Source organism: Actinokineospora enzanensis DSM 44649 (assembly GCF_000374445.1).
GTDB classification, from domain to species: domain Bacteria; phylum Actinomycetota; class Actinomycetes; order Mycobacteriales; family Pseudonocardiaceae; genus Actinokineospora; species Actinokineospora enzanensis.
In genome coordinates this window covers 95108-120778 of the sequence record NZ_KB894405.1, presented here as the reverse complement: position 1 = coordinate 120778, position 25671 = coordinate 95108, and the positions used below count along the sequence as shown (strand labels likewise).

The window sequence follows — 25671 nt, the reverse complement described above, 5'->3', positions numbered from 1 at the left end:
ACCCGCGCCCGCCGGGCCGGGCACCGCTCCCCCGGCCGGTCAGCGCAGGGCGAGGGGGATGCCCGCGACGAGCAGCAGGACCCGGTCGCAGTGCTCGGCGACCGCCGCGTTGAGCAGGCCCAGCTCGTCCCGGAAGCGGCGGCCCGCGCCGCTGGACGGGACGACGCCCAGCCCGACCTCGGCGGAGACCAGGACCAGGCGGGCCCGGCAGGCCGCGACCGCCGACACCAGGTCCTGCCGCGCCTCGGGCACCGGACCTTCCCAGCGGACGTCGTCGAGCGCGCCCGTCAGCCAGGTCGCCAGGTCGTCCACCAGGATCGGCGGGCCGTCGGGAGCCGCCGCGCGCAGGTGGTCCGGCAGGTCACCGGCCAGCGGGACCTCGACCGTGCGCCAGTGTCCGGGCCGCCGGGCGACGTGGGTGGCGATGCGGGCGGACCAGTCGGCGTCCGCGGGGTCGACGCGCGCGGTGGCGAGGTAGTCGACCGGCGCGTCGGCGGGCACCAGGCCCTCGGCGTGCGCGGACTTGCCGGAACGGGTGCCACCCAGTACCAGGGTCCGGCGCGCGGTCATGGGGTCATCCTGTCAGCCCGGACCGTCCCATTAGGGTCGGGGCATGGCTGAGGCGAGACGGGTGGAGATCATCGGGATCGGGGCGGGCGACCCCGGTCACGTCACGGTGGCGGCGGTGGCCGCGCTGAACCGGGCGGACGTGATCTTCCTGTTGGACAAGGCCGACGCCGCGCGCGAGCTGTCCGACCTGCGCCAGGCCATCCTGGACGCGCACGTGCCCGCGGGCGGCCACCGGCTGGTCCGGGCCCAGGACCCCGAGCGCGTGCGCACCGAGGCAGGCTACGGCGAGGCCGTGTCCGACTGGCGCGCGCGCCGCGCGGACGTGTGCGCGGACATGCTCGCCGAGCACCTGGGGCCGGGCGAGACCGGCGCGTTCCTGGTCTGGGGCGATCCCGCGCTCTACGACAGCATCATCTCGGTGGTCGACGACATCCGCGCGCGCGGCGCCGGGTTCGAGGTCACCGTGCACCCGGGCATCAGCAGCGTGTCCGCCCTGGCCGCGCGCTGCGGCACCACGCTGAACCAGGTGGGCGGCGCGGTCCAGGTGACCACCGGCCGCCGGTTGGCCCGCGGCTGGCCCACGGACGTGGACGACCTGGTGGTGATGCTCGACTCGCGGGAGGCGTTCGCCGGGTTCGCCGACGACCCGGACGTGCACATCCACTGGGGCGCCTATGTGGGCACGGCCGACGAGGTGATCATCTCCGGGCCGCTGGCGGAGGTCGCCGACGAGATCCGGGAGACGCGCGCGCGGGCCCGCGCGGCGAAGGGCTGGATCATGGACACCTATCTGTTGCGCCGCAAGCCCGGCTCGGTGTAGCCGGGCTTGCGGGCTCCGGGAGCCTTGCGAGCGATGGCGGCACGCATGATGTCGAGGCCGATCAGGTTGTAGGGGCGGCCGAGCGAGCGCATCAGCGAGTTGTCGGTGGGCCGGTAGACGCCGCGCTTGTAGTAGTAGGCGCCCTCGAACGTGCCGATGACGCCGCCGTCCGGCGAGGGCTTGCCCAGGTAGGAGTACCACTTCACGCGCCGCTGCCGCATGGTCGCGCTCGTGTACGTCGATACGTTGGCCTCGACCGGTTCTGTTCCGGTGTAGAGGTCGTTCGGCACGTCGTACTCGTCGGCGAGTCCGCCGATGGAGTGCCCCAGTTCGTGCGCCACGATCTGCCCGGACTGCGCGTTGCCGCCGGACGAGGTGGCGACGGTCCCACCCGCGCCGCCGTACTTCGTGCTGTTGGCGACGACGAGAACCTGGTCGGCGGCCGGGGCGAGCGCGGCGTAGCGGAGCGCCTTGGTCTCGTTCACGCAGAGCAGGCGTTCCAGCCCGTCGCACCAGAAGTAGGAGTCCAGCGCGGTGTCGCGACGCACGCCCTGGGTCGGATCATTGTCCACACCGGACTCGGCGGAGACGACGTCGACCTGCCACACGTTGAACGACTGCTTCATCGACTTGAACGGCTCGACCTGGGTCAGCTCCGCCCAGCGGTTCAGCACGTGCTGGTGGTAGGTGGCCAGCTGGCTCGCGGTGTAGCCGTCGCCGACGAAGACGAGGTCGAACCGGGAGCCGGAGGGGCCGGTCTGCTGGATCGGCACGACCGCGGCCGTCACGGCTCCGCGCGCGGCAACTTCCACGGGTAACCGCACGCGAGCGCGGGTGATCGTGCCGTCCGGCGAGAACACCTCCTTGACGACGGTCCGCGTGGGCGCGGCCACGGCCGGGCTCGCCAGGGCGGCCACGGTCAGGACGGCCGAGAACAAGGGGACGACGCGCATGACACCTCCGTTCGGGGCGTGGGAGATCACTATCGCGGCCGGGTGTCACACCGGGGAAATCACACCTTGCATATCGCCGGTCTATGGGTCGCGGCCGTGATCACCCGCGACCTACGCTCGGTTGGTGGAACTGGAGTTACGCCACCTGCGCGCACTGTGCGTGATCGCCGAGACGGGCAGCCTGACCCGGGCCGCCATCGCCCTGCGGCTCTCGCAACCCACACTGACCGCCCGGCTGCGCCGCATCGAGGACACCATCGGCGCCCCGTTGTTCATCCGCGGCCCGCGCGGCGTACTCCTGACCCGGGTGGGCGAGTTCATGCTGCCGCGCGCCCGCGCCATCCTCGCCGGGGTGGCCGACCTGCGCTCCCGACCGGTGGAGAACACGATCACCCTGGGCGGCGCGGTCGCGTCGGTGTCGGTCGGGCTGGCGGACCGGATGGACGCGCACCTGACCGACCTGGACGTCCGTCTCACCATGGAGTACTCCCCCCGTCTCCTCTGGGACCTGATCACCGCGGGCCGCCTGGACGCCATCGCCACGGTCGACTACCCCGACTACCCACTTGAGTCCACTTCGGACATCACCTGCACGCCGATCGCGGACGAGCCGGTGTCCGTCGCCCTGCCCGCCGCGGACCCACTGGCCTCATCGACCCAGATCGACCTGTCCACCCTGGCGGATCGCACCTGGGCCATGACTCCCGCGGACGGCGCAGGCTGGCCGGACTGCTTCCACACCGCCTGCGCCCGCGCGGGTTTCACGCCCCGGGTCCGGTACACGACGCCCAACACGGACTCGATCCGGGACCTGGTCGCGGCTGGTCGCGCGATCACGGCTTGCCAGGCGGTGCACCGGGGTGGGGACGGTGTGATCGTGCGGCCGTTGACGGGCAATCCGGTCCGCATGCGCCATGTGTTGGCGTGCAGGCAAAGCGGGCCACTCGCGACACACGGCGACGCTGTAATCGCGCTGGCTCGGGCCGCGTACCGGGAATATGTCGGGCGTCATCGGCCTGACCTGCTGATATAGGTGGGTTGTGCACAGGTCGGCGGAGTTGTCCACAGTTCGCGGTCGGGTGATGCCGCCGGGGTCTGTTGTCAGGTATGAATCGCTGAGTACGCGGCGGTTCAGGCGACGGCTGGTGACCCCGGATTCATCCTGTTGTGCGCTGTGGACAGGGAACATTCCCGGGCGTGTCATTCGTTGCGAGTAAAGAGGTGGGGGCGAGCGGGAAGCGAAGACAACGGACGCGCACGCGGGGATGGGGAGGAGCGAGGAAGCACGACGGAGAGGGGAACCGATGGCACCCCAAGGGGAGGAGGCGATCGACGACCGCGCGATAGGGACAGCAGACAGGGAGAGGGGACGCGGACGACAGGGCCTGGGAGCATGCCCGAAGGGGATGGGTGACGGGCACGTCCCGCGACACTCCCAGTGCCCGACCCACGACGCAGCAGCCAGGCCAGGGACGAGACCAGAGATCAACGGCAAGTCCGACCCGCCACACTCCCAGCGCGCAGCCCGCGATGCGGCTGCCAGGCCGGGGACACTGCCAGGCATGGGGCCGCGGCTACCAGACCGGGCACGATGCGGGGTGAGGAACGATGCCAAGCCGGGCACGATGCCGGGTGAGGAACGAAGCCAAGCCGGGCACGATGCCGGGTGAGGGACGAAGCCAAGCCGGGCACGATGCCGGGCGGGGATGAGGGGGTGGGCGGCGGGAGAAATCGAACTCAGTCGCGGCGGAGGACCAGGAGGGCGATGTCGTCATCCTTGTTGCGGCCGAAGTCGGCCAAGAGGCGTTCGCAGATGGCTTCCGGGGATTCGTCCGCACGCATCGACCGGCGCAGATGTTCCATGTCGGTGTCGAGGGGCACGGTGCGGCGTTCGATGAGGCCGTCGGTCATCAGCACGATCGTCGTGCCGGGCGGCAGGTCGAGGGTGGTGGCAGGCGGGCGGATGGTGTTGACGCCGAGCAGGGCGCCGGGGAGCCGCAGGTATTCCGCGCCGGTCGGGTCGACCACGAGGGGCGGGATGTGGCCCGCGTTCGCGATCGTGGCCTTGCCCGCGACCGGGTCCAGCAGCAGCACGCACAGGGTGGTGAGGCCCTCGGGGTGGAAGCGGCGGAGCATGGCGTTGAGCCGTTCGATGATCAGTTCCGGGCTGTGGCCCTCGATGGCGTACGCGCGCAGGGCGTGCCGCACCTCTCCCATGATGGTGGCGGCCTCGATCGAGTGGCCGGTCACGTCCCCGATCGCCACCAGCAGGCGGTCGCCCAGTTCGGCGACCTCGTAGAAGTCGCCGCCCACCTGGGCGACGGTGGAGGCGGGCACGTACCGGGCGGCCATGGTCACCCCGGGGCGGCACGGGAGCACGCTCGGCAGCAGGCTGCGCTGCAGGGCCAACGCGATGTCGTGTTCGTCGGTGAACGCGCGCAGCCCCTCCGCGGCCACCGCCGTCGTCAGTCCTATTTGGACCAGCAGGTCCCGCTCCTCCGGCGCAACCACGGCCTCGGCGGGTAGTGCCACGCAGGTCACCGGCGTGTCGGACTTCGTACTCGCGAGCACCGCGCAGGTGTCGTCGATCACCCGGACGGCGGAGGTCGTCCCCACCGGGAGGCGTTCGTCGGCGAGCTGGGCGACCAGCCGGTCCGAGGTCAATGTCACCGGCTCCCCCGGTCCGGCCGTGTACCCCCACAGCTCCGCCCCGTCCCGCAGTCGCAAAAGGACGGTCGCGGCGTGGTCCAGCACCGCGGCGGCCCCGTGCGCGGCGGCGGTCACCAGCGCCGGGAAGGTGCGCGCCGCGTTGATCTCCAGGCTGGCGGAGGTGAGCCTGCTCAACCGCGCCGCCAGCCGTTCGGCGGTCGCCCGCGCGCGGTAGTAGCGCAGCGCGGCCGTGACCGTCGCCTGCAGCTCGCCCGGGTCCACCGGTTCGCTCAGGTACGCGTCGGCGCCGCGGGTCAGGCCCGCCACGCGGTCGCTGGCCTCGATCATGGTCGCGGACACGTGCACGACCGGCAGGGCGGCCGTGGCCGGGTCGCTCTTGATCGCCTCGCACACCTCGAACCCGCTCATGTCCGGCAGGTTCACGTCCAGGATCACCAGGTCCACGTCCTCGGCGCGGACCGCGGCCAGCGCGCCCGCGCCGGTGTCGGCCTCGATGATCCGGTGCCCGCCCCGGCGCAGCCAGCCGCCGGTGATGTAGCGGCTGGCCTCGTTGTCGTCGACGACGAGGATGCGGGCGGGCCGGTCGGCGTCGTCGAAGGCGGTCATGGTGTGCCGACCGGGTCGGGCGCGGCGGCGAGGGCGCGCGCGATGCCGTCGCGCACGGACTCGGTGGACAGCTGCGACGTGCGCAGCACCACCAGGCCGGGCTCCCGGTGGTCGGCGGACTGCAACGCCAGCACCGGTGTCCCGGCCAGCCGCGGCTCCCGGCGCAGCCCGGCCAGGCATTCCTCGGCGCGCGGCGCGGCCAGGTCGAGCACGACCAGGCCGGGCGGCTCGGCGGCGGCCATCAGGACCGCGCCCGCACCGTCCGCGGTCTCCCGCACGGTGCCCACCAGCGGTCCCATCACCGTGGTCATCCGCGCGCGCAGCGTGTCGTCGGCGGTGACCAGCAGGACCGAGCGGGGCTGCGGACCGGGCACCTGCGCCCGCACGGGGATTCGCACGGTCACAACTGTGCCCTGGCCAGGCGTGCTCCGCAGATCGAGCGACCCGCCGAGCACCTCGGCGAGGGTCCGCGCGTAGGGCAGGCCGAGGCCGGTGCCCGCCGCGCGCGCCTGCAGCCGGTTCGGGACCTGGTGGAACTCCTCGAACACCTTGTCCACGTGGTCGGCCGGGATGCCGATCCCGGTGTCGGACACGGTGAACACCCAGTCGTCGCCCACGACCGCCGCGTCGACCCGCACCTCGCCGCGTTCGGTGAACTTGAGCCCGTTGGACACCAGGTTGCGCAGGATGTGCGCGAGCAGCGTCTCATCGGTGTGCGGGGGCGGGCCGTCGGGCGGCTCGGGCACGACCAGGTCGACCTCGCCCGCGCGGATCGCGGGCAGGAAGCCGTCGCGCAGGCGGGCCAGCAGCAACCGAGGGTCCACCTTGGCGGTGCGCGGTTCGAGCCTGCCGGACTCGGCCTTGGCGACGTCGAGCAGGTCGTTGACCAGGGTGAGCAGCGCGGTGCCGGAGCTGTTGACCAGTTCAAGCTGCCTGCGCTGGTCGTCGGTGAGCGGGTCGGCGCCGGGCCCGAGCAGCAGCCGGGCGAGGCCGACGATGGAGTTGACCGGGGTGCGGACCTCGTGGCTGACGTTGGACCAGAACCGGTTCTTGGCCTCGCTGGCCCGGTTGAGCTCGATGCTCTTCTGGTCGAGCTCGGCGTAGAGGGCGACGACGCCGCGGTTGGTCTCGTCGAGCTCCTCGGTGAGCTCCCCGTACAGGGCGAGCACGCCGCGGTTGGTCTCCTCCAGCTCCGCGTTGAGCCGCAGCAGCTCCTGCTGCTTGCGCTCCAGGCTTTCCAGCGTCAGCAGCAGCTCCTCGTTCTGCGCGCGCAGCTCGTCCACCGCGTTGCCCGCCTCCAGCAGGCCCAGGGTCTCGCGGAGCCGGGTGATCCCGGCCGGGTCGGGCACGGATCCGGCCAGGTCCTTGCGGACGGTGATGACCGCGCGTTCACGCCGTTGGTCCACACGGACGTCGTCCAGCAACCGTCCCGCGGTGGCCCAACCCGGTTCGTTCACCGGCACGCTGGCGAGCCCGGTGCGCAGCTCCACGGTCAGGCCGTCGTCCGCGATCGAGAACGTGACGGTCAGTGGAGTCTGCCCGACGAGCAGGATCCGTCCGAGGTCACTGAGCGCGGTGGCCACGCGGATCTGGTCCTGTGCCTCCAACCCGACCGCGCGCGCCACCTCCCGACCGCGTCGCCGCAACAGGAACACGGCCTGTTCCCCCGACAGCGACAGCGACAGCAGCTCGCCCTCGTTCATCGCGCACTTCCGGGGCGCGCGACCAGAACCCCCGCGTCGTCTCGTCGCACACCGGCTTCGCGCAGCAGTTCCAACGCGATCACCAGCGGTTCGGCCCGCCAAAGGTCCACGGGATCGTGGGTCCACCGGTCGTTCAACCCGTCGGAGTGCAGGACCACCACGGCGTCCGGGGGCAGTTCGTGGGTGAACAGGCGGACGGCCCGCATCTGGTATCCCGCGATGCCCGGCAGTGACACCATGCCCCGCTTGCGCTCGGCGACGATGGATCCCGCGATATTGCCCACGCCCGAGTAGCGCGCGATCCCGGCGGAAGGATCCAGCTCCGCTACGGCGACTGCACCGCCTCGGCTGCCGTTCATCGCGGTGTGCAGACGTCGGACCATGTTGTCGGGCGCGGTCCACTCCCCTTCCAGGAACGCGCGCACCGCAGCCTGGGAAGCGGAAGCGGCGAGTGGGCCGTGGCCGGAACCGTCGCACATCATCAGCAACAGCCGGTCGTCCTGCCTGCGCACCGCGTAGGCGTCGCCGCAGACCTGCTCGCCCGCGATCGGCCGCGTCACCCCCGCCGTGTCGGGTGCGGGCCAGTCCGCGCGCTGGCGCGCGAACCGGGCGGTGAGCACCGTGCCGGGCCCCACCGTGGAACGGATCGCGCACGCGTCGGCGAGCCTGCGCACCGCGCCCAGCCCGATACCGAGCGTGCCGGTCGTGGAGTGGCCATCGCGGAACGCGAGCGTCGGGTCGGCCATGCCGGGCCCCCGGTCGACCGCGGCGATCTCGATGCCCGCGTCGTCCGCGCACCGCACCACGCGCAGCAGCAGCGTGCCCTGTTCGGCGTGCTTGTGCAGGTTCGTGGCGACCTCGGTGACCGCGAGCGCCACCTCCGCGGCCCGGTGCTCGGGGAACGCCAGCCGCTCGGCCAGCGCCGCCGCCGCGCGCCGGGCCGCGCCCACGGCGGCGCGCTCCTCGACCCCCAGCCACTGCACGTCCTCGGCGGTGGGGAGGTGGTCGGCGGCGGTCACCTCGACCACTTGACCACGGTGACCGTGGTGCCCCGGCCGACCTCGGTGTCCAGGGTGAACTCGTCGACCAGCCTGCGCGCGCCGCTCAGGCCGAGGCCCATGCCGCGGCCGCTGGTCCAGCCGTCGGTCAGCGCCAGCTCGATGTCCGGGATGCCGGGGCCGCTGTCGGCGAAGCTGGCCCGCACGCCCTGCCGCCTGCCCTCGCCGAGCATCTCCACCACGGCGCTGCCGCCCCCGCCGTAGGTGAGGGTGTTGCGGGCCAGCTCGCTGGTGGCGGTGACCAGCTTCGTCTGGTCCACCAGGGACAGCCGCGCCCGCTGCGCGTAGGAACGCACGACCTGGCGGATCCGCACGACGTCGTCGTCGGCCGCGATGGGGATGTCCTCGCGGCCCGGCCCGGTCACCGCGCGGCCCGGTCGCCCGCGAGCCCGGCGAGGATGGCCAACCCCTTCTCCAGGTCGAGGGCGGTGCGCACCTCGCCCAGTGTCAGGCCCAGCTCCACGAGTGTGATCGCCACCGCCGGGCGCATGCCGACGACCACGGTGTGCGCGTCGAACAGCCGCGAGGTGGCCGCGATGGTGGCGAACATGCGGCCGATGAACGAGTCCACGATGTCCACCGCCGAGATGTCCAGGACCACCCCGTGCGCGCCGGTGGCGCTGATCTTCTCGGCCAGGTCCTCCTGCAGCGCGAGCACGTCGCGGTCCTGCAGGTCGACCTGGATGGAGGCGAGCAGCACGTCGCCGATCTTGAGGATGGGGATGCGCTCCACGCCGCTCACCCGCGCCGGTCGCCCGCGACCAGGTCGACGCCCGCGCGGCGCAGGGCGTGCCGCAGCGCGTCGGCCAGCGAGGCCTTGGTGGTGATGTCGCCGAACTCGATGCCGAGGCCGACGATGGTCTGTGCGATGTGCGGGCGGATGCCGGAGATGGTGCACTCGGCGCCCATCAGCCGGGCCGCCATCACGGTCTTGAGCAGGTGCTGGGCGACCTGCGTGTCGACCGCGAGCACGCCGGTGATGTCGATGATGGCGTGCGCGGCACCGGTGGTGACCAGGGATTCGAGCAGCTTCTCCATGACGACCTGGGTGCGCGCCGAGTCCAGGGTGCCGACCAGCGGCACGGCCAGCACGCCGTCCCACAGCTTGACCACCGGGGTGGTCAGCTCCAGCAGCTGCTCGGCCTGCTCGTCGATGACCTCCTCGCGGGCCTTGGCGAAGGTCTCGAAGGTCCACAGCCCGAACGCGTCCAGCAGCAGCGAGAACGCCACCACCTCGGCGAGGCCGCCCGCGATCTCGGCCTGGTCGAGCAGCTCGAACATGGCCCGCTTGAGCGTGAACACGCCGACGGCGGTCTCGGACGGGGTGAACCCGGCGCGGGCGCGACGGCGGGACATCTCCGACAGCAGGGCGCGGACCTCGGCGAAGGCGTCCGAGTTCGGGTCGCGGTCGCCGGTGTCCAGACCTGCCAGGATGGCCGCGTAGAGGTCGGCCAGCTCGCGCTCCAGCTCGGCGACGCTCAGCCTGCCGCGCAACGGCTCGGCGGCCAGCTCCACCCATCGTCGGGTGAGCACCTCACCGCTTGCGCGCAGCAGCTCCGCGAGGTTGTCCGAACGTCCGGTTCCGATCGTCATCCTGCCTCCTGGTCGGGCGTACCGGCGGAGCCTGGTACCGCCGGGGGGACCGTCGTTCCGACCGCGCGGCGGCGGCCCCGGTGGTGCGACCCGGGGGGAGCCACGCGCGCGGAGGGCCGGGCTGGGTGCTCAACCTGGTCTCGGGTCGCGGCCAGCCTAGTCGGCCGCCTGGCCTTCGCCCCTACCCGGTGGGTCGCGAATGAGTTTCGGTTGAGGCGGGTGTGCGGCGTGGATCACGGGGTAGCCCGGCGGTAGGCGAGCGGCGAGGAGGACGGCATGGCGGTGGCGGACGAGTTGCGGACGTTCCTGCGCGCGCGACTGGACGAGGACGAGTACCGGGCGTCCCGCGGCCGCGAACCATGGCTGGACCAGGCGGAGCGACTGGGCAGGCTGCGAGTGCTGCGCAGCGACGACGGGCGCGGACTGGTGCTGGCGGACAGCCCGGTGGTGCCGCTGGACGGCACGGGGCTGGTGCCGTTCGCGGAGAAGGCCCCGATGCTGCGCGCGGAGATCGAGGTCGCGGACGAGCCCACACTGCGCCTGCTGGCGACCGCGTATGACGCTCACCACGCGTGGCTGGAGGAATGGCGCGCGCGTACGTGATCACCTGTTTGCCGACCCGCGGTGACGTGATCCACTGTGGACACTGCGTGGACCGGGGACGTCGGTGATTCGCCGCCATGGAGGGATTCCGGCCCGCCCGCCTCGCCGAGCGGTTCGGGAGTCGGGCGGGCGGAAGTTGTCCACAGGTCCACGAAACCATCCACAGGCGAGCGGCGAGGGCTGCGCCGCTTCGAGCCCGGTCAATACGGTCGGGGCATGGCTTCTGGCGGACAGGAGCGGGATCAGGCGGCAGAGCGGAGTTCGGTGATGAAGTCGGTGTACGCGTCGGCGTGGTCGGGGGCGCGGAGGATTGCCGCGGGATGCACGGTGGCGATGCGGCCGGGGGTCTTGTGGCTGCGGCACACGGTCTTGGTGGCAGCGCGGCACGACGCGCAGCCATCGCCGGTGTGGGCGGCGGTACGCAGGTGGTCCAGGTCGGCGTCGGGCGGGACGTACGGTTCGGCGGACATATCCACTCGCTCACCGGTGGCGCAGCAGGACGCCGACACCACCGGACAGCGGCACCTCGTGCCGGACGGCGACCAGGTCCGCACCCACGGCGACGGCGGCGGCCGGGAGGCACTCGTCGGCCGGGAGCTCGGTGAAGTCGGACAGGCCCAGGCCGCGCAGGGCGTCGCTCTCCGCGGCGACCTGGTCCGGGGAGCTGGGCGAGACCCAGGCGTTACCCGCGAGGTCGGGGCCGAGCAGCACGCCCCTGGCGTTGGCCTCGCGCAGCGCGGCGGTGGCGGCGGCCAGGCCGTCGACCGCGCCCGCGCCACGTTCGGCCTGGTAGGCGGCGACGATGTCGACGTGTTCGGCGGCCTCCAGCTCGGCGCGGGCGCGGTCGATCTCGCGGCGCAGGCGGTCCTCGTCGGTGGTGGCGGCGCGGGCGCCGATGAGGACGAGCCCGATCTTGCCGGGCTCGGGTCGGCGCCGGTCGTGGGCGACGACGGTCGACGGGTCGGCGCCCTGGTCCAGCAGGCTCTCGCGCGCCGCGCGCCACCGCAGCCTGCGCTGGACCTCGGCGTCCTCGGTGTCGTGCGAGAAGTCGAGGTAGACCGAGGCGAACGGGCCGGGATGCCGGACGAGGTCACGCAGTTCCGCCGTGTGCACAGTGGATCCTCCTTACGCGTGCCGGGTGTCGGGATACCCGGTCGGCCGGGCCTGCACCCGGCCGGTCGCCCGACCGCGTGACTCGATGATCGTCGAGCGATGGGTATCTATTGACATTCGATAGATAGCTGACGAGACTCGGCGCATGTTCGCGGCTCATCGAGCGGTGGTCCCGCTCCGCCTGTTCCTCGTGGTGCTGTTCGGCATCCTGGTGATCTTCCAGACGCTGTCCCTGCCGGGGCAGTTCGCGGCGATGGCCCGGGAGTCCCCCGACCACGCCTACCTGCGGTGGCCGTTGACCGGGATCACCGTGTTCTGGCTGCTGTGCGCGCAGGTGGTGGTCGTGGCGACCTGGCAGCTGTTGACCTTGGTCACCAGGGACCGGATCTTCACCGACGCGTCGCTGGTGTGGGTGGACGCGATCGTGTGGGCGATCCTCGCGGCGTGGGTGGTGCTCGTGGGCGTGCTCGGGTACCTCCTGTTCACCTGGCACGACCCCGGGCTGCCGCTGCTGCTGTTGCTGCTGACGACCGGGGTCACCGTGCTCGGGTTGGTCGTGGTCGTCATGCGCGCGTTGCTCCGACAGGCCACCGTGCTGCGCTCCGATATGGACGCGGTGATCTGATGCCGATCGTGGTGCGCATCGACGTCGAGCTGGCCAAGCGGAAGATGAGCGTGGGCGAGTTCGCCGAGCGCGTCGGGCTGACCCCGGCCAATGTCGCGGTGCTCAAGAACGGCCGCGCCAAGGCCGTGCGGTTCAGCACCCTGGAGGCGATGTGCCGGGTGCTCGGCTGTCAGCCGGGCGACCTGCTCGAATGGGTGCCGGATTGAACCGACATCGGTCGCGCGGTGACCGGTTCGAGGATGATTGAGCCCGCCGAACCCGGCTCCGACCGCCCTGCCCCGATCCCGCAGCGTGTCCGCACCGACCCAGGGCAGGCATGGATCCCGAACTTGTTGGCACCAAACAACTCTCTCTGCAGGCTCAGGCTCACCGGAGACACGACATCGGGGGTGCGCCCGTGGTGGACGCGCCCCCGATGTCGGGAGTGGGATCAGACGCGGAAGCGGGCGACCACGTCGTTGAGCTCGGCCGCCATGCCCGCCAGGGCGGTGGCGGTCTCGCGCGAGGCCTCCACGGTCGAGCTGGTGGACGAGGCGGCCTCGGCCACGTCGGTCACGGTCTCGGCGATGGCGTCGGCGCCCGCGGACGCCTCGGCGACGCTGCGGCTCATCTCGCCGGTGGTGGCGGTCTGCTCCTCGACCGCGGAGGCGATGGTGGACTGGTAGTCGCTGATCCGGTGGATGATCTCGGAGATCTGCTCGATCGCGGTGACCGCCGATGAGGTCTCGCCCTGGATCATCTGCACCCGGGCGGCGATGTTCTCGGTGGCCTTCGCGGTCTCCTGGGCCAGGTCCTTGACCTCGCTGGCGACCACGGCGAAGCCCTTGCCCGCGTCGCCCGCGCGGGCGGCCTCGATGGTGGCGTTCAGCGCCAGCAGGTTGGTCTGCTCGGCGATCGAGGTGATGACCTTGACGATGTTGCCGATCTCGGTGGACGACTCGCCCAGCTTGCCGACGATGTCGGTGGTCTCCTGGGCGGACACCACCGCGTCGGCGGCGACACGGGCGGCGTCGGAGGCGTTGGAGGCGATCTCGCGGATCGAGGCGCCCATCTCCTCCGAGGCGGTGGCCAGCGTCTGCACGTGCAGTGACACGTCCTGGGCGGCCTGGCGGACGGCGTCGGCGCGGTCGGCGGTCTGCGCGGCGCCGCGGGCGAGGGTGTCGCCCGCCTGGGCCATGTTCCGTGAGGAGCCGCCGAGCGCGGCCGCGTTGCCGCCGATGGTGCGGACGGTGTCGAGCATGCTGTCGGTGGCGCGGTTGAGCGCGGCGGCCATCTTCCCGACCTCGTCCCGGCGGTGCACGTCGGCGCGGCGGGTCAGGTCGCCGTCGGCCACGGCGGCCAGGACGCCGGTGACGCGGCGCAGCGGGCCGGTGACCGAGCGGGCCACGATCCAGGCCAGCAGCACGCCGAGCAGCAGGCCGACCAGGGCGCCGATGACGATCATCCAGTCGGTGCGCACGCCGGTGTCGTGCACCTCGGTGGCGTCGGCGGCGGCGGCGGTGGACTGGCTGGTGGTGAGCGTGTCGAGCTGCTTGTCGATGGTGGTGGTGAGCTGGTCGGCCTTGTTGTAGCCGTCCCAGAAGGTGCCCAGGTCGTTGGCGTCCGCGGCGGGGATCATCTGCTGGTCGCGCACCTGCAGGTAGGACGCCCAGGTGTCGCGCAGCGCGGCGAGCGTGGCCTGGTCGGCGGTCTGCGTGGCGAACAGGCCGAAGTGCTCCTGGATCTCGGCGTCCAGGGCGGTCATGGACTGCTTGTTCTTGGGCCGCCACTGCGCGTCGGACATGTAGTAGTTGAGCATGAAGTTGCGGTCGGTCAGGATGTCCGACCGTATCTCGGCGAGGGTCTGGGTGGGCTTGACGCCGTTGTCGTAGACACTCTGCGCGCCGTCGGTCAGTCTGCCGGACCCGCTGAGGCTCAGCGCGACCACGACGCCGAAGGCGACGAGCACGACGGCCACCGCGCTGTAGATCTTGACCGTGACCGGGAGGTCGCCGAAGCGCGCCCCCAGTCCTCCCCGACGCGTCTCGCTCATCGACCCTCCATATTCGGCTGGACCTCTCCCGGCTGTCTTCGGCAGGGCGACCACGGTCCTGAGGGGCGATGTGGGAGGTAACCCGATCAGGGGGTGTGTTTGTTGGGGTGGTTCGGCGGGCCACGGGGCGGTCGGTGCAGAGATGCATAGCGGCTGCTGCTGTGTTAATTGGCTCGGCTTCGCCTCGCGGCGGGATCGCCTTCAGCCGGTCTCTTCCAGCCCGATCACGTGCGGCCCGGGGGGCCGCACGTGATCGGGCTGGAAGAGACCGGCGCGATCCCGCGTGGTGGTCCAGTCAGGGGTAGCCGAGTTTGGGGTGGTCGGGTTAGGGGTGGTGAGTTGGATGGGCGGGTGGTCGACGGACTGTGGATGAATTGTGGGGATTGTGGATAACTCTCCGCCGAGAATGCACCGTCGGGAGTGATCATCCGCGGTTCAAGATCATCGCTCGCGTGCGCCCCGCCCGCCCTAGGGGTTTTGGGTCCCTTTCTGAGGGTATCGGATTCGGGGGGTTGTCAAGAGGGGGTGTGGGTGGGGTGGGGATGGATTCGGGGGGTTGTGGACAACTCAGGGGTTGTGGCGGGGCTTGATGCGCACGGGGGGTATCGGCGGTGCCGGGAGGCGGGCGGGGGTGCCGGGGTAGCCGGTGACCTGGCCGAAGCGGGCGGAACCCGCCTCCCATTCGGCTCGGTAGGACGCGATTTCCTCGTGGGTGCGGGCCACGAAGTTCCACCACATCAGGATCGGCTCCGGGAACGGCGGGCCGCCGAGCAGCAGCATCCGGGCGGGCGCGTCCGTGCGGTTCGTCAGGTCCAGAGTGGTTCTGCCGGGGCAGATGTAGCCGAGATCGGTCGGTGCCAGGTCCGTCCCCGCCACGGCCACCCGCCCGGTGTCGAGCAGCACTCCGTGTTCGAAGGCGGGATCGATGTCGAGTGTGCGGCGAGAATGGGGAGCGAGAGTCAGTTCCGCTCCCAGCAATGGCGTGAATGTCCGTACCGGTGACGCAGTGCCAGCGAGGTTGCCCAGGAACACTCGGAGCGACGCGCCGGGCAGTTCTACCGGTTCCGGGGCGAAGTGTTCGAACGCGCGCGCCGTGTGCCTGTCTGCGTCAGGTAGTGCTACCCACAACTGCACGCCGTGCAGAACCGGACTAGCCGCGGTGGATGTCTCGGAGTGGCAGATTCCCGCTCCCCCGGTCATCAGATTGACCTCGCCCGGCCGCACAAGGGCGTGAGTGCCCAGGCTGTCGCGGTGTTCGATCTCTCCCTCGAAGAGCCAACTGACCGTTTGCAGGCCTGTGTGGGGATGGGGTGCGACGTCCATGCCGAGGGCGCGTTCCGGGCCGTAGTGGTCCGCGAAGCACCACGCGCCGATGAGGGAGCGGGTGCGTTGGGGGAGGGTGCGGTGGACGCGGATGGCGCGGGGGCCGCCGAGGGGGACGGCGCGGGCGTGCAGAACCTCGGGTGTCGTGCCGGGGGTGGGCCTGCAGTGGTGTTCGCCGGGCGCGGGGTCGGTGTTGCTCATCGGTGCGGGTCAGCGGGGTTCGGCATGCGGGTCAGCGTAGTTGTCCACAGGGCGCGCGCACCGTGGCGACGGGCGTCGGGCAGGCGTCGTAGGATCGCGGCCGTGTCTGGCGTCACGATCGAGACCGATGCGACCGATAATCCCTCCGAGGCCGTCGAGGTGTTGCGGCGCGTCTTCGGCTACAGCGAGTTCCGCGGCAGGCAGGCGGACATCATCGAGCACGTGATCGGCGGCGGCGACGCGCTGGTGCTGATGCCGACCGGTGGCGGGAAGTCGCTGTGTTATCAGATCCCCGCGCTCGTGCGGTCCGGTGTGGGTGTGGTGATCTCGCCGTTGATCGCGTTGATGCAGGACCAGGTCGACGCGCTGCACGCGCTCGGGGTGCGGGCCGGGTTCCTCAACTCCACACAGGACTTCCAGGCTCGTCGGCAGGTCGAGCAGGCGTTCGTGGACGGGGAGCTGGACCTGCTCTACCTGGCGCCGGAACGGCTTCGGCTGGAGCCGACGATCCAGCTGTTGGAGCGCGGGAAGGTCTCGTTGTTCGCCATCGACGAGGCGCACTGCGTGTCGCAGTGGGGGCATGACTTCCGGCCGGACTACCTGGGGCTTTCCGAGCTGCACGAGCGGTGGCCGGACGTGCCGCGGATCGCGCTCACGGCGACGGCCACCAAGGCGACGCACGGGGAGATCGCGCAGCGGTTGAACCTGGAGCAGGCCGAGCACTTCGTCGCCAGCTTCGACCGCCCCAACATCCAGTACCGGATCGTCCCCAAGGCGGGCGCGAACCAGCAGCTGCTCGCGCTGATCCGCACCGAACACGCGGGCGACGCGGGGATCGTGTACTGCCTGTCGCGGGCGTCGGTGGAGAAGACCGCGCAGTTCCTGTGCGACAACGGGATCAAGGCCGTGCCGTACCACGCGGGGCTGGACGCGCGGACCCGGTCGACGAACCAGTCCCGGTTCCTGCGCGAGGACGGGCTGATCGTGGTCGCCACCATCGCTTTCGGGATGGGGATCGACAAACCGGACGTGCGGTTCGTGGCGCACCTGGACCTGCCCAAGTCGGTGGAGGGCTACTACCAGGAGACCGGCCGCGCGGGCCGCGACGGGCTGCCGTCGACCGCGTGGCTGGCCTACGGGCTCCAGGATGTCGTGCAGCAGCGGAAGATGATCGACTCGTCCGAGGGCGACGAGGCGCACCGGCGCAAGCAGTCGCGGCATCTCGACGCGATGCTCGCGTTGTGCGAGACGGTGGAATGCCGCCGGGTCCAGTTGCTGAACTACTTCGGGCAGTCCGGGGAGAAGTGCGGGAACTGCGACACCTGCCTGAACCCGCCGGAGTCCTGGGACGGGACCGTGCCCGCGCAGAAGCTGCTGTCCACGGTGTGGCGGCTCGACCGGGAGCGCAACCAGCGGTTCGGCGCCGGTCAGGTCATCGACATCCTGCTGGGCAAGCGCACCGACAAGGTGGTGCAGCACCGGCACGACCAGCTGACGGTGTTCGGGATCGGCGCCGACCTGAGCGAGGCCGCGTGGCGCGGTGTCGTGCGGCAGCTGCTGGCCCAGGGGCTGCTGACCGTCGAGGGCGACTACGGGACGTTCGCGCTCACGACGGCCAGCGACGACGTGTTGGGGCGTAAACGTGAGGTGATGCTGCGGCGGGAGTCCGAAAAGGTCGCCCGCGCCGCGGTCGCGAAGCCGAAGAAGACCGCCGCGGTGGACATGCCCGCCGAGGCCGCGCCGGTGTTCGAGGCGTTGCGGGCCTGGCGCGGTGCGGAGGCGCGCGAGCAGGGCGTCCCGGCGTACGTGATCCTGCACGACGCGACGTTGCGGCAGATCGCGACGTTGATGCCGAAGGCGTTGTCGGACCTGGCCGGGGTCAACGGGGTGGGCGAGACCAAGCTGGCCCGGTACGGACAGGGTGTTCTCGACGTGCTGGCGGAGTTCCGCTGACCACACCGGGGGAAAACTGGTTGCGGGGTCGGTTCGGGGGTCGGAGACTGCCACCGTGGACGAGTTGACCGAACGCGAGATCCGGGGCAGTTTCGTGAACTGCTCACAGGGCGAGGCCAAGCGGCTGCCGATGCCCCGGGAGCTGGCGGCCCTGCCCTGGTCCGATCTGGACTTCCTGGGCTGGACCGACTCCGGTGCCCCGGACCGGGGCTACCTCGTCACCGCGCACCGCGAGGACCTGGTGGGGATCACGCTGCGGAAGCCGCCGCCGGGGCCCAAGAGCCTGATGCGGTCGTCGATCTGCTCGCTGTGCCTCACCGCGCACACCTCCAACGGAGTCTCCCTGTTCACCGCGCGCAAGTCGGGGGCGGCGGGTAGGCAGGGCAACTCGCGCGGCACCTACATCTGCGCGGATCTCGCCTGTTCGCTCTACCTGCGCAAGAAGAAGCGCACCGAGGCCTCGCAGGCCGACGAGTCGATCTCGTTGGACGAGAAGGTCTTGCGGCTGCAGCTCAACCTCGACAGCTTCCTGGTCAGCGTGCTGGAGAACTGACGGCGGTCACACCAGATCGCCCAGCTCCGCGAAGCGCAACGTGCGCAGCGTGTCCGCGAAGACCCCGCGGTCGTGCGCGTCCACCAGGGCCGCGGACAGGTCGCGCAGCTTCGCGTTGCCGTTCTGCGAGGCCGTGCGCAGCGAGTCGAAGGCGCGGTCGCTGGTATAGCCGAAGTGGGCCATGAGAAGTCCCTGGGCACGGCCGATGGTCACGCGTGTGCCCAAGGCCGTGCGCAGCTGCTCCACCAGGCGGGTGGTGTCGTGGTAGAGGCTCACGTTGTCGAACACGACACCGGCGTGCAGGGTCAACAGGATCACCAGGTCGTAGGCGGACTCGTCGAACCGGTTCGGCTCGTCCGAGAACAGGGTGAAGACCGCCCTGGACGGCCCGCGGGTGACCACGGGCAGGGCCAGGCAGCCGCGTAAGCCCAACAGCGCGGCCTGGGCGGAGAAGGCGGGCCAGCGCTGGTCGGTGGCCACGTCGTCGAGTCGGCGCGGCTCGGCGTGCGTGACCGCTTCCAGGATCGGGCCGGAGGTCACCAGGTCCAGGTCGCGCGGGTCGTCGCCGAGGGTCTCCACCAGCCCCCGCGCGGTGCGGACGGTGATCGACGCGTGCGCGCAGCCGGGGACGGTGTCCACCGCGCGGCGGGTGAAGCGGTCGAACGCGGTGGTGAGGTCGTCGGCCTCGACCAGCCGGGTGACCTCGGCCAGTTCCTGGGCCAGCGAGAGCACATCGGTCATGCCAGCCAGCCGGGCGTGGGGGCGTCGTGCCGTTCGCACCACTCGATCGAGCCGACCGTCCACAGCAGCGCCAGCACCAGCACGTCCACCGGGTCGAACCGCGGGTCCTCGCGCATGGCCAGCTCCAGCTGGTAGTCGACGTCCTCGGGGCGGCCGTTGAGCTGCGCGAGCAGGGCCCGCACCAGCGCGCGCACCGGCGGGTCGAGGGTGTCCACCCGCACCGGGGCGCCCTCGTCGTCGCGCAGGTCCAGTACGAACGCCTTGTCCGGGCCGGTGCTCTCGGCGCGGCAGAGCATCATGTCCGCGGTGGCCACGACCAGTTCGCGCAGCACGGCGGCGAGCCGGTCGCGGTGGTCCGGTCCGGCCAGCACGTCCAGCGCGCCGGACGGGCCGCGCGGGTCGAGGTCGCCGCCGCGGGTCACCGCCACCAGCCTGCGGGCCACACCGCGCGGGTGCTCGGGGGTCATGTCCACTGCCCTCCTGGTCGGGTCCTGTCCTCGACAGGGGAACTACCCGGTCCCGCGGCGGGTCAAGCGCCCGCGCGGCGGGTGAAATGCGCGCGGACCACCGTGCCGTACCCGTCGGCGTGGATGCTGACCAGGTCGGCCAGGGTGTGCACGAGCAGCAGGCCGCGGCCGTGCGCCTGGTCGGTGGGTGCGGGGCGCAGTCCGGCGAGCGGGTCGGCCAGCCTGCCGTCGTCGCGGACCTGGCAGACGAGCTCGTCGGCGTCGGTCCACACGCTCAGCCGGGCGCGGCCGCCGCCGTGCTCGATGCTGTTGGTGACCAGCTCGGTCACGACCAGGGCGGCGTCGCCGACGCGCTGGTGGTCCAGGCCGTGCGTGCGGGCGGCGGCGGAGACGAGGGCGCGGGCCTCGCCCAGCTCGCCGACGCCGACCAGGAGGGCGTGCACGGCGTCGGGTTCGCCGGGCGCCTCGTTGTAGGTGTCGAGCGCGGTGTGCGGGGCGAAGCCGGGGCTGTCGCGGTGGCCCGCGCGGTCGAGCACCGCCGGGTGGGTGGCCAGCGCGTCGGCGAGCACGAGCGGGCCGAGCCGTTCGGCGTCGTAGGGGCAGAGCAGGCGCAGCGGGGTGCCGTCGAGGAAGTCGTTGGCGAGCGCCTCGTGCCGCACGCACGCCGGGTATTGGGCCTGCGGCCTGCCCGGCCAGACGACCTCGGTGACCACGCGGGCGGCGCGGCCGAGCAACGGGTGCAGCACGGCGGAGACGACCCGGCCGGGGTTGCGGCCGATCTCGGCCATGTCGAGCCAGCGCACGGCGCCCGCGAGCCCCTCGGCGCCGCACTCGTCGCGGACGAGCTCCAGGTTCTCCCGGGGCGCGACGAACGCGACGGCCTCACCCGCGGCGACGCCGTCCCGGATGAACGGGACCACCGCGGCCAGGTACTCGACGGCGCCGCGGTAGAGCAGGGCGGTGTGCACAGACATTGCCGTCATCGCCTCGCCCGGCCCGTCATGTCGCCCGGCCCGTCATGTCGCCCGGCCCGTCATGTCGCCCGGCCCGTCACGTCGCGCACCGTCGGGCCCCTTCCCGCTCCGCCGCGCCACAGCACGGGCGATCGTCCGGGCCACCTGCGAACCGACCATCACCGCCGGGTCCCGGCCCCGACGATCAGGCCATCAATCTACGCGTGCCACGTCCACCCGGCCCACTACCCGACGCGGCCGGACGGACCGACGACCACTCACCACTGTCCGGCCCGGACCATCGCGAGCACCGCACGGCTTCCACCAGCGCCAGGGCACCGGGTTTCCGCCATCGTGTTCATCGGCGGCGAGCCGACATTGCACCCGGACCTGGCGACGTTCGCCGAACTCGGCCTGGAACACCCCGACACACGTGTCGAGATATTCACCAACCTGGCCCATGTCAAGCCAAGCCTGTGGGAGCTGTTCTCCCATCCACGTTTATCACTCGGCACGAGCTTGTATTCGGACCTGCCAGAGGAGCACGACACCATAACCACACGGAAAGGCAGTCACGCCCGGACGGTCGCGAATATCGAGAGGGCGGTCTTGAGGAGGATCCCGATCCGCGTCGCGACAATCGAGAACCAGCTGGCGGCGTCCTCGACGACGCGAGGGTGCCAGCCGAACGCAGACACCACCGGCGGTGGTGGATGTCGGCCATGACCGCGATCTCGACAGCGGGAAACATCGCGCCGCGCAGTCGAACCGGTACCATTGGTGAGCGCCTCGCCGCACCACCTGGAGATGAGCGATGACACAGCCTCAGCCACGCGACGAGGATTCGGTGCCGGTTCCGCAGGACGGGAGCCGCGCGATGGTCTCCGGCACAGCAGGGGAAGTGGTTCAAGCCCGGGATGTCACCGGCGGCGTGCATTTCTACCGTTCTCGCATGGCGGATCCCGACGTGCCGCGGCAATTGCTGGGAGATGTGCGGGGATTCGTCAACCGGAGTTCCGAGATGGAGCGGTTGGACCGGGTGTTGCTCGGTGTCGAGCCGACCGGGCTCACCGTGATCGTCGGTACGGCCGGGGTCGGCAAAACCGCGTTGGCGATGCGGTGGGCGCACCGCGTTGCCGACCGCTTTCCGGAGGGACAGCTCTACGTGAACCTCCGCGGCTATGACCCGGGGCCGCCGGTCACCGCCGAGCAGGCGCTTGATCGCTTCCTGCGGGCACTCGCCGTACCCGCCGCGCGCGTTCCCGACGACGTGGAGGGCAAGGCCGCGCTGTACCGCTCGCTGCTGGCCGGGCGTCGTGTGCTGGTCGTGCTGGACAACGCCGCGCACGTCAGCCAGGTTCGGCCGCTGCTGCCCGGCGGCACGACGTGCCGGGTGATCGCCACCAGTCGTGATCGCCTGGAAGGGCTGATGGCCCACGACGGGGCCCAGCGGGTGACCGTCGAGATCCTGCCCGAGGACGAGGCGGTCGAGCTGATCCGTTCGCTGACCACCGACTACCGGCCGGGCGACGTTCCGGGCGATCTCACCGAACTCGCCCGATTGTGCGCCTGTCTACCGTTGGCCCTGCGCATCGCGGCGGAACGCGCGGCGTCCCGCCCGTGGATGCCGCTGGCCGAGCTGATCCGCAACCTGCGTGACGAGTCCGGGCTGTGGGATGCGCTGTCGGCGGGCAACGGCGAGGAACACGACGGGGTCCAGGCCGTGTTCGCGTGGTCCTACCGGGCCTTCTCCGCAGACGCCGCCCGCATGTTCCGCCTGCTCGGCCTGCACCCGGGTCCCGAGTTCGGGGTGCGGGCCGCGGCGGCGGGTGCGGGAGTCCCGGTAGCGGATGCTCGACACCTGCTCGACTCCATCGTCAGTGCGCACATGTTGGAGCAGACCGGGCCCGACCGCTATCAGTTCCACGACCTGTTGCGCGCCTACGCCACCGACGCGGCCCATCACGAGGAACCGCTGGAGCAGCAGTACGAGGCCCTGGCCCGGATCCTGGCGTGGTACCTGCACACCGCCCACGCCGCGGGCACGGCCATGAACGTCTGGGGTCGGGTGCTCGCCCCGACAGCGCTGCCCGCCCCGGATACCGCACTCCGGTTCCACGACCGCGCGGCCGCCGTACAGTGGTTCGACCTCGAATGGTCGAACCTGTTCGCCGCGATCCGCGCGGCCGACAAGGCGGGCCTGGACAAGGTGACCTGGCAGTCGGTGCTCGCCGCCGAACCGGGATTCCGCCGCAAGGGCGTGCCGATCGCCAACCAGCGCGTGGTGACGGCCACCGCGCTCGACGCCGCCCGCCGGGACGACGCCAGGCAGGCCGAGGGCGAGCTTCTCGGTGTCCTGGGCGAGATCGAACGGATCACCGGACACCTGGACGAGTCCACCGCCCGGTACCAGGAGGCGCTGGCGATCTTCCGGGCGATCGGCGACCACCACGGTGAGCGGATCACGCTGAACTCGCTGGGCGTCACCCTCCTGGACGAACGACGGTTCCACCAGGCCGCCGAGCAGTTCGAGCGCCTGCGGCACCTGCAACGCACCGCGGCCGACACCGAGGGCGAGGCGGCGGCGTTGTTCAACCTGGCCGGGGCGTACGTCGGGATGTGGCGCCACGACGACGCCATAACCGCCGCGAACCAGAGCATCGAGCTGGGCCGGGCGGCGGCCAATCGCCACCTTGAGTTCGTCGCGTTGGCGTCGCTGGCCGTCGCGCGAGCGGGCAATGGCGAGGTCGAGGTGGCGCTGGCGGACGGGGCGCGGGCCATCCAGATCGCGCGGGAGCTGGATGAGCCGCGAAACGAGGGGTGGGCGTTGCTCGACTACGGCCGGATCCAATGCCTGGCGGGCCGACCGGAGGACGCGCTCGAATCGTATCGGCGGGCGCTGACCATTCACGACGAGCTGGGGATCGCGGAGCGGCTGGCGTCGACGCTCGACGGGACCGGGAACGCGTACCGCGAGTTGGGGCGGGCATCGGATGCCGTTCCGTTTCACCGGCAGGCCGTCTCGGTCGCGCGCGAGGAACGTTCGGAATGGCTCCTGGCCGTGGCGCTGGACAATCTGGCCCGATCGCTGGCCGCGGCCGAGGAGCACACCGAGGCCACCGGGTTCCGGCAGGAGGCCGCGAGCCTGCTCGCCCGGTTCGACGACCCCGAGGCGGTCGCGCGGCTCGAACAGATCACCCGCGGCCTGTCCTGACCCCACCCCTGACTTCCCGGCTCCGCACACCGGATACCCGCCCGAGAACGGCGGCGACACAATAGGTGTCAGCTGTCCGGGGCCAGGGCGGCGGCGAGGGTGGGGTGCACCTCAAGGACGTTGTCCAGGGAGCTGATCTGGATGGCGCGCAGCACGGCGCCGCCGTCGGCGAGGACGCGCAGCACGCGGCCGGTGTCCCTGGCCCGGGTGTGGAACTCGACCAGCAGGGCGAGGCCCGCCGAGGCCAGGAAGCCCACGGCGGTGAGGTCGAGCAGCAGCGGGTTGTCGGACGCCCGCGCCAGGGCGTCCTCAAGGTGTTGACGCAGGATCGGCGCGGTGCCCATGTCGATCTCGCCGCGGACGTGCAGCAGGGTCGCGCCGGGGTGGTCGGCGAACTCGACGGTCAGCAGGTCGGACGTACTCATGGCAGCCCTTCGCAGGTGTGAACGCACACGGTGGTCGCTGTGCGGCGGCTGGCTGCTCAACCGCCTCGGGGACCAGCCTAGTAGGTTCGGTGCCGGTCGATCGAGGCGTCCCGCCCCCGTCGCGTGTCGACCCCGGTCCGTGACCAGGGCCGGGTGCGCGAGAGAGCAGGAGCGAGCGTGCCGGATCCCGACCACCCCGACGTCGAGCTCCGGCTGCGCGCCGACCTGGCCAACCTGCCCATCGTGCGCGGGGTGGCCGCGACCGTGGCGATGGGCGCGGACTTCACCGTGGACGAGATCGCCGACCTGCGGCTGGCGGTGGACGAGGTGTGCTCGCAGCTGATCACCCTGGCGGCACCCGCGGCGACCCTGCGGTGCCGGTTCTTCCGCGCCGACGGCGGGGTGACGTTCGAGGCGTCCACCCGGTCGAACGACGGGCGCACGCCCGCGACCGACACCTTCGGCTGGCACGTGCTGCGCACGCTGGCCGACGAGGTGGCCACCGGGCTGGGCGAGGGGGTCCGCCCGCCGGTGCACATCGTCATCCGCAAGCGGAAACACTGAGACGCCGGTCGCGCGGGGCTGCCGCCGCCCCGGTCGGGATGGAATGATCGACCCGGTGGGCACCCTCCTGGCGATCAGCGACCTGCACATCTCCTATGAGGAGAACCGCGAGATCGTGCGCGGACTGCGACCGGACTCCCCCACCGACTGGCTGATCGTGGCCGGGGACGTGGCCGAGCAGGTCGCCGACGTGCGATGGGTGCTGGAGCTGTTGGCAGGCCGGTTCGCCAAGGTCGTCTGGACTCCCGGCAACCACGAGCTGTGGACGATCCCGGCCGACGAGGTGCAGCTGCGCGGCGTGGCGCGGTACGAGGCGTTCGTGGCGCTGTGCCGGGAGCTGGGCGTGGTCAGCCCGGAGGACGAGTACCCGCTGTGGGAGGGCGAGGGCGGCCCGGCGCGGATCGCGCCGCTGTTCCTCGGCTACGACTACACGTGGCGGCCCGACGGCGCCGACACGAAGGAGCGATCGCTGGAGATCGCGCACGCCAGCGGCGTGGTGTGCACCGACGAGTACTACCTGCACCCCGACCCGTACCCGAGCCGGGACGACTGGTGCCGGGCCAGGGTCGCGGCCACCGAGGCGCGGCTGGCCCGGCTCACCGCCGAGGACCCGACCACCCCGTTCGTGCTGGTGAACCACTACCCGCTGGTGCGCGAACCCACCCTGGTGCTGCGCTATCCGGAGTTCGCGCAGTGGTGCGGCACCGAGCTGACCGCCGACTGGCACACCCGCTTCCCCACCGCCGCGATGGTCTACGGCCACCTGCACATCCCGCGGGTCACCCATCACGACGGGGTGAAGTTCCAGGAGGTGTCGCTGGGCTATCCGCGTGAGTGGCGTCGGCACGGCAACCCGCACGGCCTACTGCGCCGGATCCTCCCCGCGCCTGCGCACGTGTGACGCGTCGACGCCGACAATCCGCCGACACAC

The 25671-nt window shown here is 71.5% G+C and carries 27 protein-coding genes; 11 read left to right on the top strand and 16 right to left on the bottom strand.

Features of this window, described 5'->3' with window-relative positions:
* Positions 1 to 39: 39 nt before the first annotated feature.
* Positions 40 to 570 carry a bifunctional adenosylcobinamide kinase/adenosylcobinamide-phosphate guanylyltransferase gene (locus tag C503_RS0105520; protein WP_018681192.1) on the bottom strand — a complete coding sequence of 177 codons (531 nt, stop codon included), beginning with the start codon at positions 568 to 570 and terminating at the stop codon, positions 40 to 42.
* Between the two features lie 43 nt (positions 571 to 613).
* On the opposite strand from C503_RS0105520, the gene cobF reads away from it, so the two are divergent.
* Positions 614 to 1390 (top strand): precorrin-6A synthase (deacetylating), encoded by a 777-nt coding sequence (gene cobF, locus C503_RS0105515; protein WP_033400251.1) that lies wholly within the window; start codon positions 614 to 616, stop codon positions 1388 to 1390.
* Here the strand turns inward: cobF and C503_RS38070 are convergent.
* Positions 1357 to 2343 carry a M64 family metallopeptidase gene (locus tag C503_RS38070; RefSeq protein WP_018681190.1) on the bottom strand — a complete coding sequence of 329 codons (987 nt, stop codon included), beginning with the start codon at positions 2341 to 2343 and terminating at the stop codon, positions 1357 to 1359. The genes cobF and C503_RS38070 overlap by 34 nt on opposite strands.
* A 124-nt stretch (positions 2344 to 2467) precedes the next feature.
* Here C503_RS38070 and C503_RS0105505 point away from each other — a divergent pair, with 124 nt between their 5' ends.
* Positions 2468 to 3376 (top strand): LysR family transcriptional regulator, encoded by a 909-nt coding sequence (locus C503_RS0105505; protein ID WP_018681189.1) that lies wholly within the window; start codon positions 2468 to 2470, stop codon positions 3374 to 3376.
* A gap of 704 nt (positions 3377 to 4080) precedes the next feature.
* On the opposite strand, the gene C503_RS0105500 is transcribed toward C503_RS0105505, so the two are convergent.
* The 6 genes from C503_RS0105500 to C503_RS0105475 are packed head-to-tail and all read right to left on the bottom strand — an operon-like array spanning position 4081 to position 9973.
* Entirely contained in the window at positions 4081 to 5619 is a 1539-nt protein-coding gene (locus C503_RS0105500; protein WP_018681188.1) for a fused response regulator/phosphatase, read from the bottom strand.
* The gene (locus C503_RS0105495; RefSeq protein ID WP_018681187.1) at positions 5616 to 7322 is read right to left on the bottom strand and encodes an ATP-binding protein; all 1707 of its coding nucleotides are present in this window, start codon (positions 7320 to 7322) and stop codon (positions 5616 to 5618) included. Before C503_RS0105495 ends, C503_RS0105500 begins: the two co-directional genes overlap by 4 nt.
* Positions 7319 to 8350 (bottom strand): ATP-binding SpoIIE family protein phosphatase, encoded by a 1032-nt coding sequence (locus C503_RS0105490; RefSeq protein WP_018681186.1) that lies wholly within the window; start codon positions 8348 to 8350, stop codon positions 7319 to 7321. The genes C503_RS0105495 and C503_RS0105490 overlap by 4 nt, the downstream gene beginning before the upstream one ends.
* Positions 8338 to 8745, bottom strand: coding sequence for an anti-sigma regulatory factor (locus C503_RS0105485; protein WP_018681185.1), 408 nt, complete (start codon positions 8743 to 8745; stop codon positions 8338 to 8340). The genes C503_RS0105490 and C503_RS0105485 overlap by 13 nt, the downstream gene beginning before the upstream one ends.
* Positions 8742 to 9113 (bottom strand): STAS domain-containing protein, encoded by a 372-nt coding sequence (locus C503_RS0105480; RefSeq protein ID WP_026315992.1) that lies wholly within the window; start codon positions 9111 to 9113, stop codon positions 8742 to 8744. Before C503_RS0105480 ends, C503_RS0105485 begins: the two co-directional genes overlap by 4 nt.
* Before the next feature lie 5 nt (positions 9114 to 9118).
* Positions 9119 to 9973 (bottom strand): STAS domain-containing protein, encoded by an 855-nt coding sequence (locus C503_RS0105475; protein WP_018681183.1) that lies wholly within the window; start codon positions 9971 to 9973, stop codon positions 9119 to 9121.
* 276 nt (positions 9974 to 10249) lie between these two features.
* On the opposite strand from C503_RS0105475, the gene C503_RS0105470 reads away from it, so the two are divergent.
* Positions 10250 to 10576, top strand: coding sequence for a DUF6221 family protein (locus C503_RS0105470; protein ID WP_018681182.1), 327 nt, complete (start codon positions 10250 to 10252; stop codon positions 10574 to 10576).
* Between the two features lie 242 nt (positions 10577 to 10818).
* Here the strand turns inward: C503_RS0105470 and C503_RS0105465 are convergent, their stop codons facing one another.
* Positions 10819 to 11046: a hypothetical protein gene (locus C503_RS0105465; protein ID WP_018681181.1), complete on the bottom strand. Its 228-nt coding sequence runs from the start codon at positions 11044 to 11046 to the stop codon at positions 10819 to 10821.
* 10 nt (positions 11047 to 11056) lie between these two features.
* Positions 11057 to 11689 carry a hypothetical protein gene (locus C503_RS0105460; RefSeq protein WP_018681180.1) on the bottom strand — a complete coding sequence of 211 codons (633 nt, stop codon included), beginning with the start codon at positions 11687 to 11689 and terminating at the stop codon, positions 11057 to 11059.
* A 145-nt stretch (positions 11690 to 11834) separates the two neighbouring features.
* On the opposite strand from C503_RS0105460, the gene C503_RS0105455 reads away from it, so the two are divergent.
* Positions 11835 to 12314 carry a DUF2975 domain-containing protein gene (locus C503_RS0105455; protein WP_018681179.1) on the top strand — a complete coding sequence of 160 codons (480 nt, stop codon included), beginning with the start codon at positions 11835 to 11837 and terminating at the stop codon, positions 12312 to 12314.
* Positions 12314 to 12520 carry a helix-turn-helix domain-containing protein gene (locus C503_RS0105450; protein ID WP_018681178.1) on the top strand — a complete coding sequence of 69 codons (207 nt, stop codon included), beginning with the start codon at positions 12314 to 12316 and terminating at the stop codon, positions 12518 to 12520. Before C503_RS0105455 ends, C503_RS0105450 begins: the two co-directional genes overlap by 1 nt.
* A 224-nt stretch (positions 12521 to 12744) precedes the next feature.
* Here the strand turns inward: C503_RS0105450 and C503_RS0105445 are convergent, their stop codons facing one another.
* Both C503_RS0105445 and C503_RS0105440 read right to left on the bottom strand, forming a co-directional pair.
* Positions 12745 to 14346: a methyl-accepting chemotaxis protein gene (locus C503_RS0105445; protein WP_018681177.1), complete on the bottom strand. Its 1602-nt coding sequence runs from the start codon at positions 14344 to 14346 to the stop codon at positions 12745 to 12747.
* Between the two features lie 567 nt (positions 14347 to 14913).
* The gene (locus C503_RS0105440) at positions 14914 to 15870 is read right to left on the bottom strand and encodes a pirin family protein (RefSeq protein ID WP_018681176.1); all 957 of its coding nucleotides are present in this window, start codon (positions 15868 to 15870) and stop codon (positions 14914 to 14916) included.
* Positions 15871 to 15972: 102 nt separating this feature from the next.
* On the opposite strand from C503_RS0105440, the gene recQ reads away from it, so the two are divergent.
* Both recQ and C503_RS0105430 read left to right on the top strand, forming a co-directional pair.
* Positions 15973 to 17823 (top strand): DNA helicase RecQ, encoded by a 1851-nt coding sequence (gene recQ / locus C503_RS0105435; RefSeq protein WP_018681175.1) that lies wholly within the window; start codon positions 15973 to 15975, stop codon positions 17821 to 17823.
* 55 nt (positions 17824 to 17878) lie between these two features.
* Positions 17879 to 18376: an FBP domain-containing protein gene (locus tag C503_RS0105430; protein WP_018681174.1), complete on the top strand. Its 498-nt coding sequence runs from the start codon at positions 17879 to 17881 to the stop codon at positions 18374 to 18376.
* A 6-nt stretch (positions 18377 to 18382) separates the two neighbouring features.
* Here the strand turns inward: C503_RS0105430 and C503_RS0105425 are convergent, their stop codons facing one another.
* From C503_RS0105425 to C503_RS0105415, 3 genes are all read right to left on the bottom strand, one after another.
* Complete coding sequence (locus C503_RS0105425) at positions 18383 to 19117, bottom strand: GAF and ANTAR domain-containing protein (RefSeq protein WP_018681173.1); 735 nt, start codon at positions 19115 to 19117, stop codon at positions 18383 to 18385.
* Positions 19114 to 19584, bottom strand: a complete 471-nt coding sequence (locus tag C503_RS43035; protein ID WP_156892989.1) for a hypothetical protein — start codon at positions 19582 to 19584, stop codon at positions 19114 to 19116. Before C503_RS43035 ends, C503_RS0105425 begins: the two co-directional genes overlap by 4 nt.
* 62 nt (positions 19585 to 19646) lie before the next feature.
* Positions 19647 to 20558, bottom strand: a complete 912-nt coding sequence (locus C503_RS0105415; RefSeq protein WP_018681171.1) for a sensor histidine kinase — start codon at positions 20556 to 20558, stop codon at positions 19647 to 19649.
* Positions 20559 to 20891: 333 nt separating this feature from the next.
* Here C503_RS0105415 and C503_RS45695 point away from each other — a divergent pair, with 333 nt between their 5' ends.
* Together C503_RS45695 and C503_RS0105405 are read left to right on the top strand one after the other, a co-directional pair.
* Complete coding sequence (locus C503_RS45695) at positions 20892 to 21263, top strand: radical SAM protein (RefSeq protein WP_156892988.1); 372 nt, start codon at positions 20892 to 20894, stop codon at positions 21261 to 21263.
* A gap of 226 nt (positions 21264 to 21489) precedes the next feature.
* Positions 21490 to 23751 carry an ATP-binding protein gene (locus C503_RS0105405; RefSeq protein ID WP_018681169.1) on the top strand — a complete coding sequence of 754 codons (2262 nt, stop codon included), beginning with the start codon at positions 21490 to 21492 and terminating at the stop codon, positions 23749 to 23751.
* A gap of 68 nt (positions 23752 to 23819) precedes the next feature.
* On the opposite strand, the gene C503_RS0105400 is transcribed toward C503_RS0105405, so the two are convergent.
* Entirely contained in the window at positions 23820 to 24176 is a 357-nt protein-coding gene (locus C503_RS0105400) for an STAS domain-containing protein (protein ID WP_018681168.1), read from the bottom strand.
* 177 nt (positions 24177 to 24353) lie between these two features.
* Between C503_RS0105400 and C503_RS0105395 the strand changes: the two genes are divergently transcribed.
* Both C503_RS0105395 and C503_RS0105390 read left to right on the top strand, forming a co-directional pair.
* Positions 24354 to 24740, top strand: coding sequence for an ATP-binding protein (locus C503_RS0105395; protein WP_018681167.1), 387 nt, complete (start codon positions 24354 to 24356; stop codon positions 24738 to 24740).
* A gap of 43 nt (positions 24741 to 24783) precedes the next feature.
* Positions 24784 to 25641: a metallophosphoesterase family protein gene (locus C503_RS0105390; RefSeq protein WP_018681166.1), complete on the top strand. Its 858-nt coding sequence runs from the start codon at positions 24784 to 24786 to the stop codon at positions 25639 to 25641.
* Positions 25642 to 25671 lie beyond the last annotated feature (30 nt).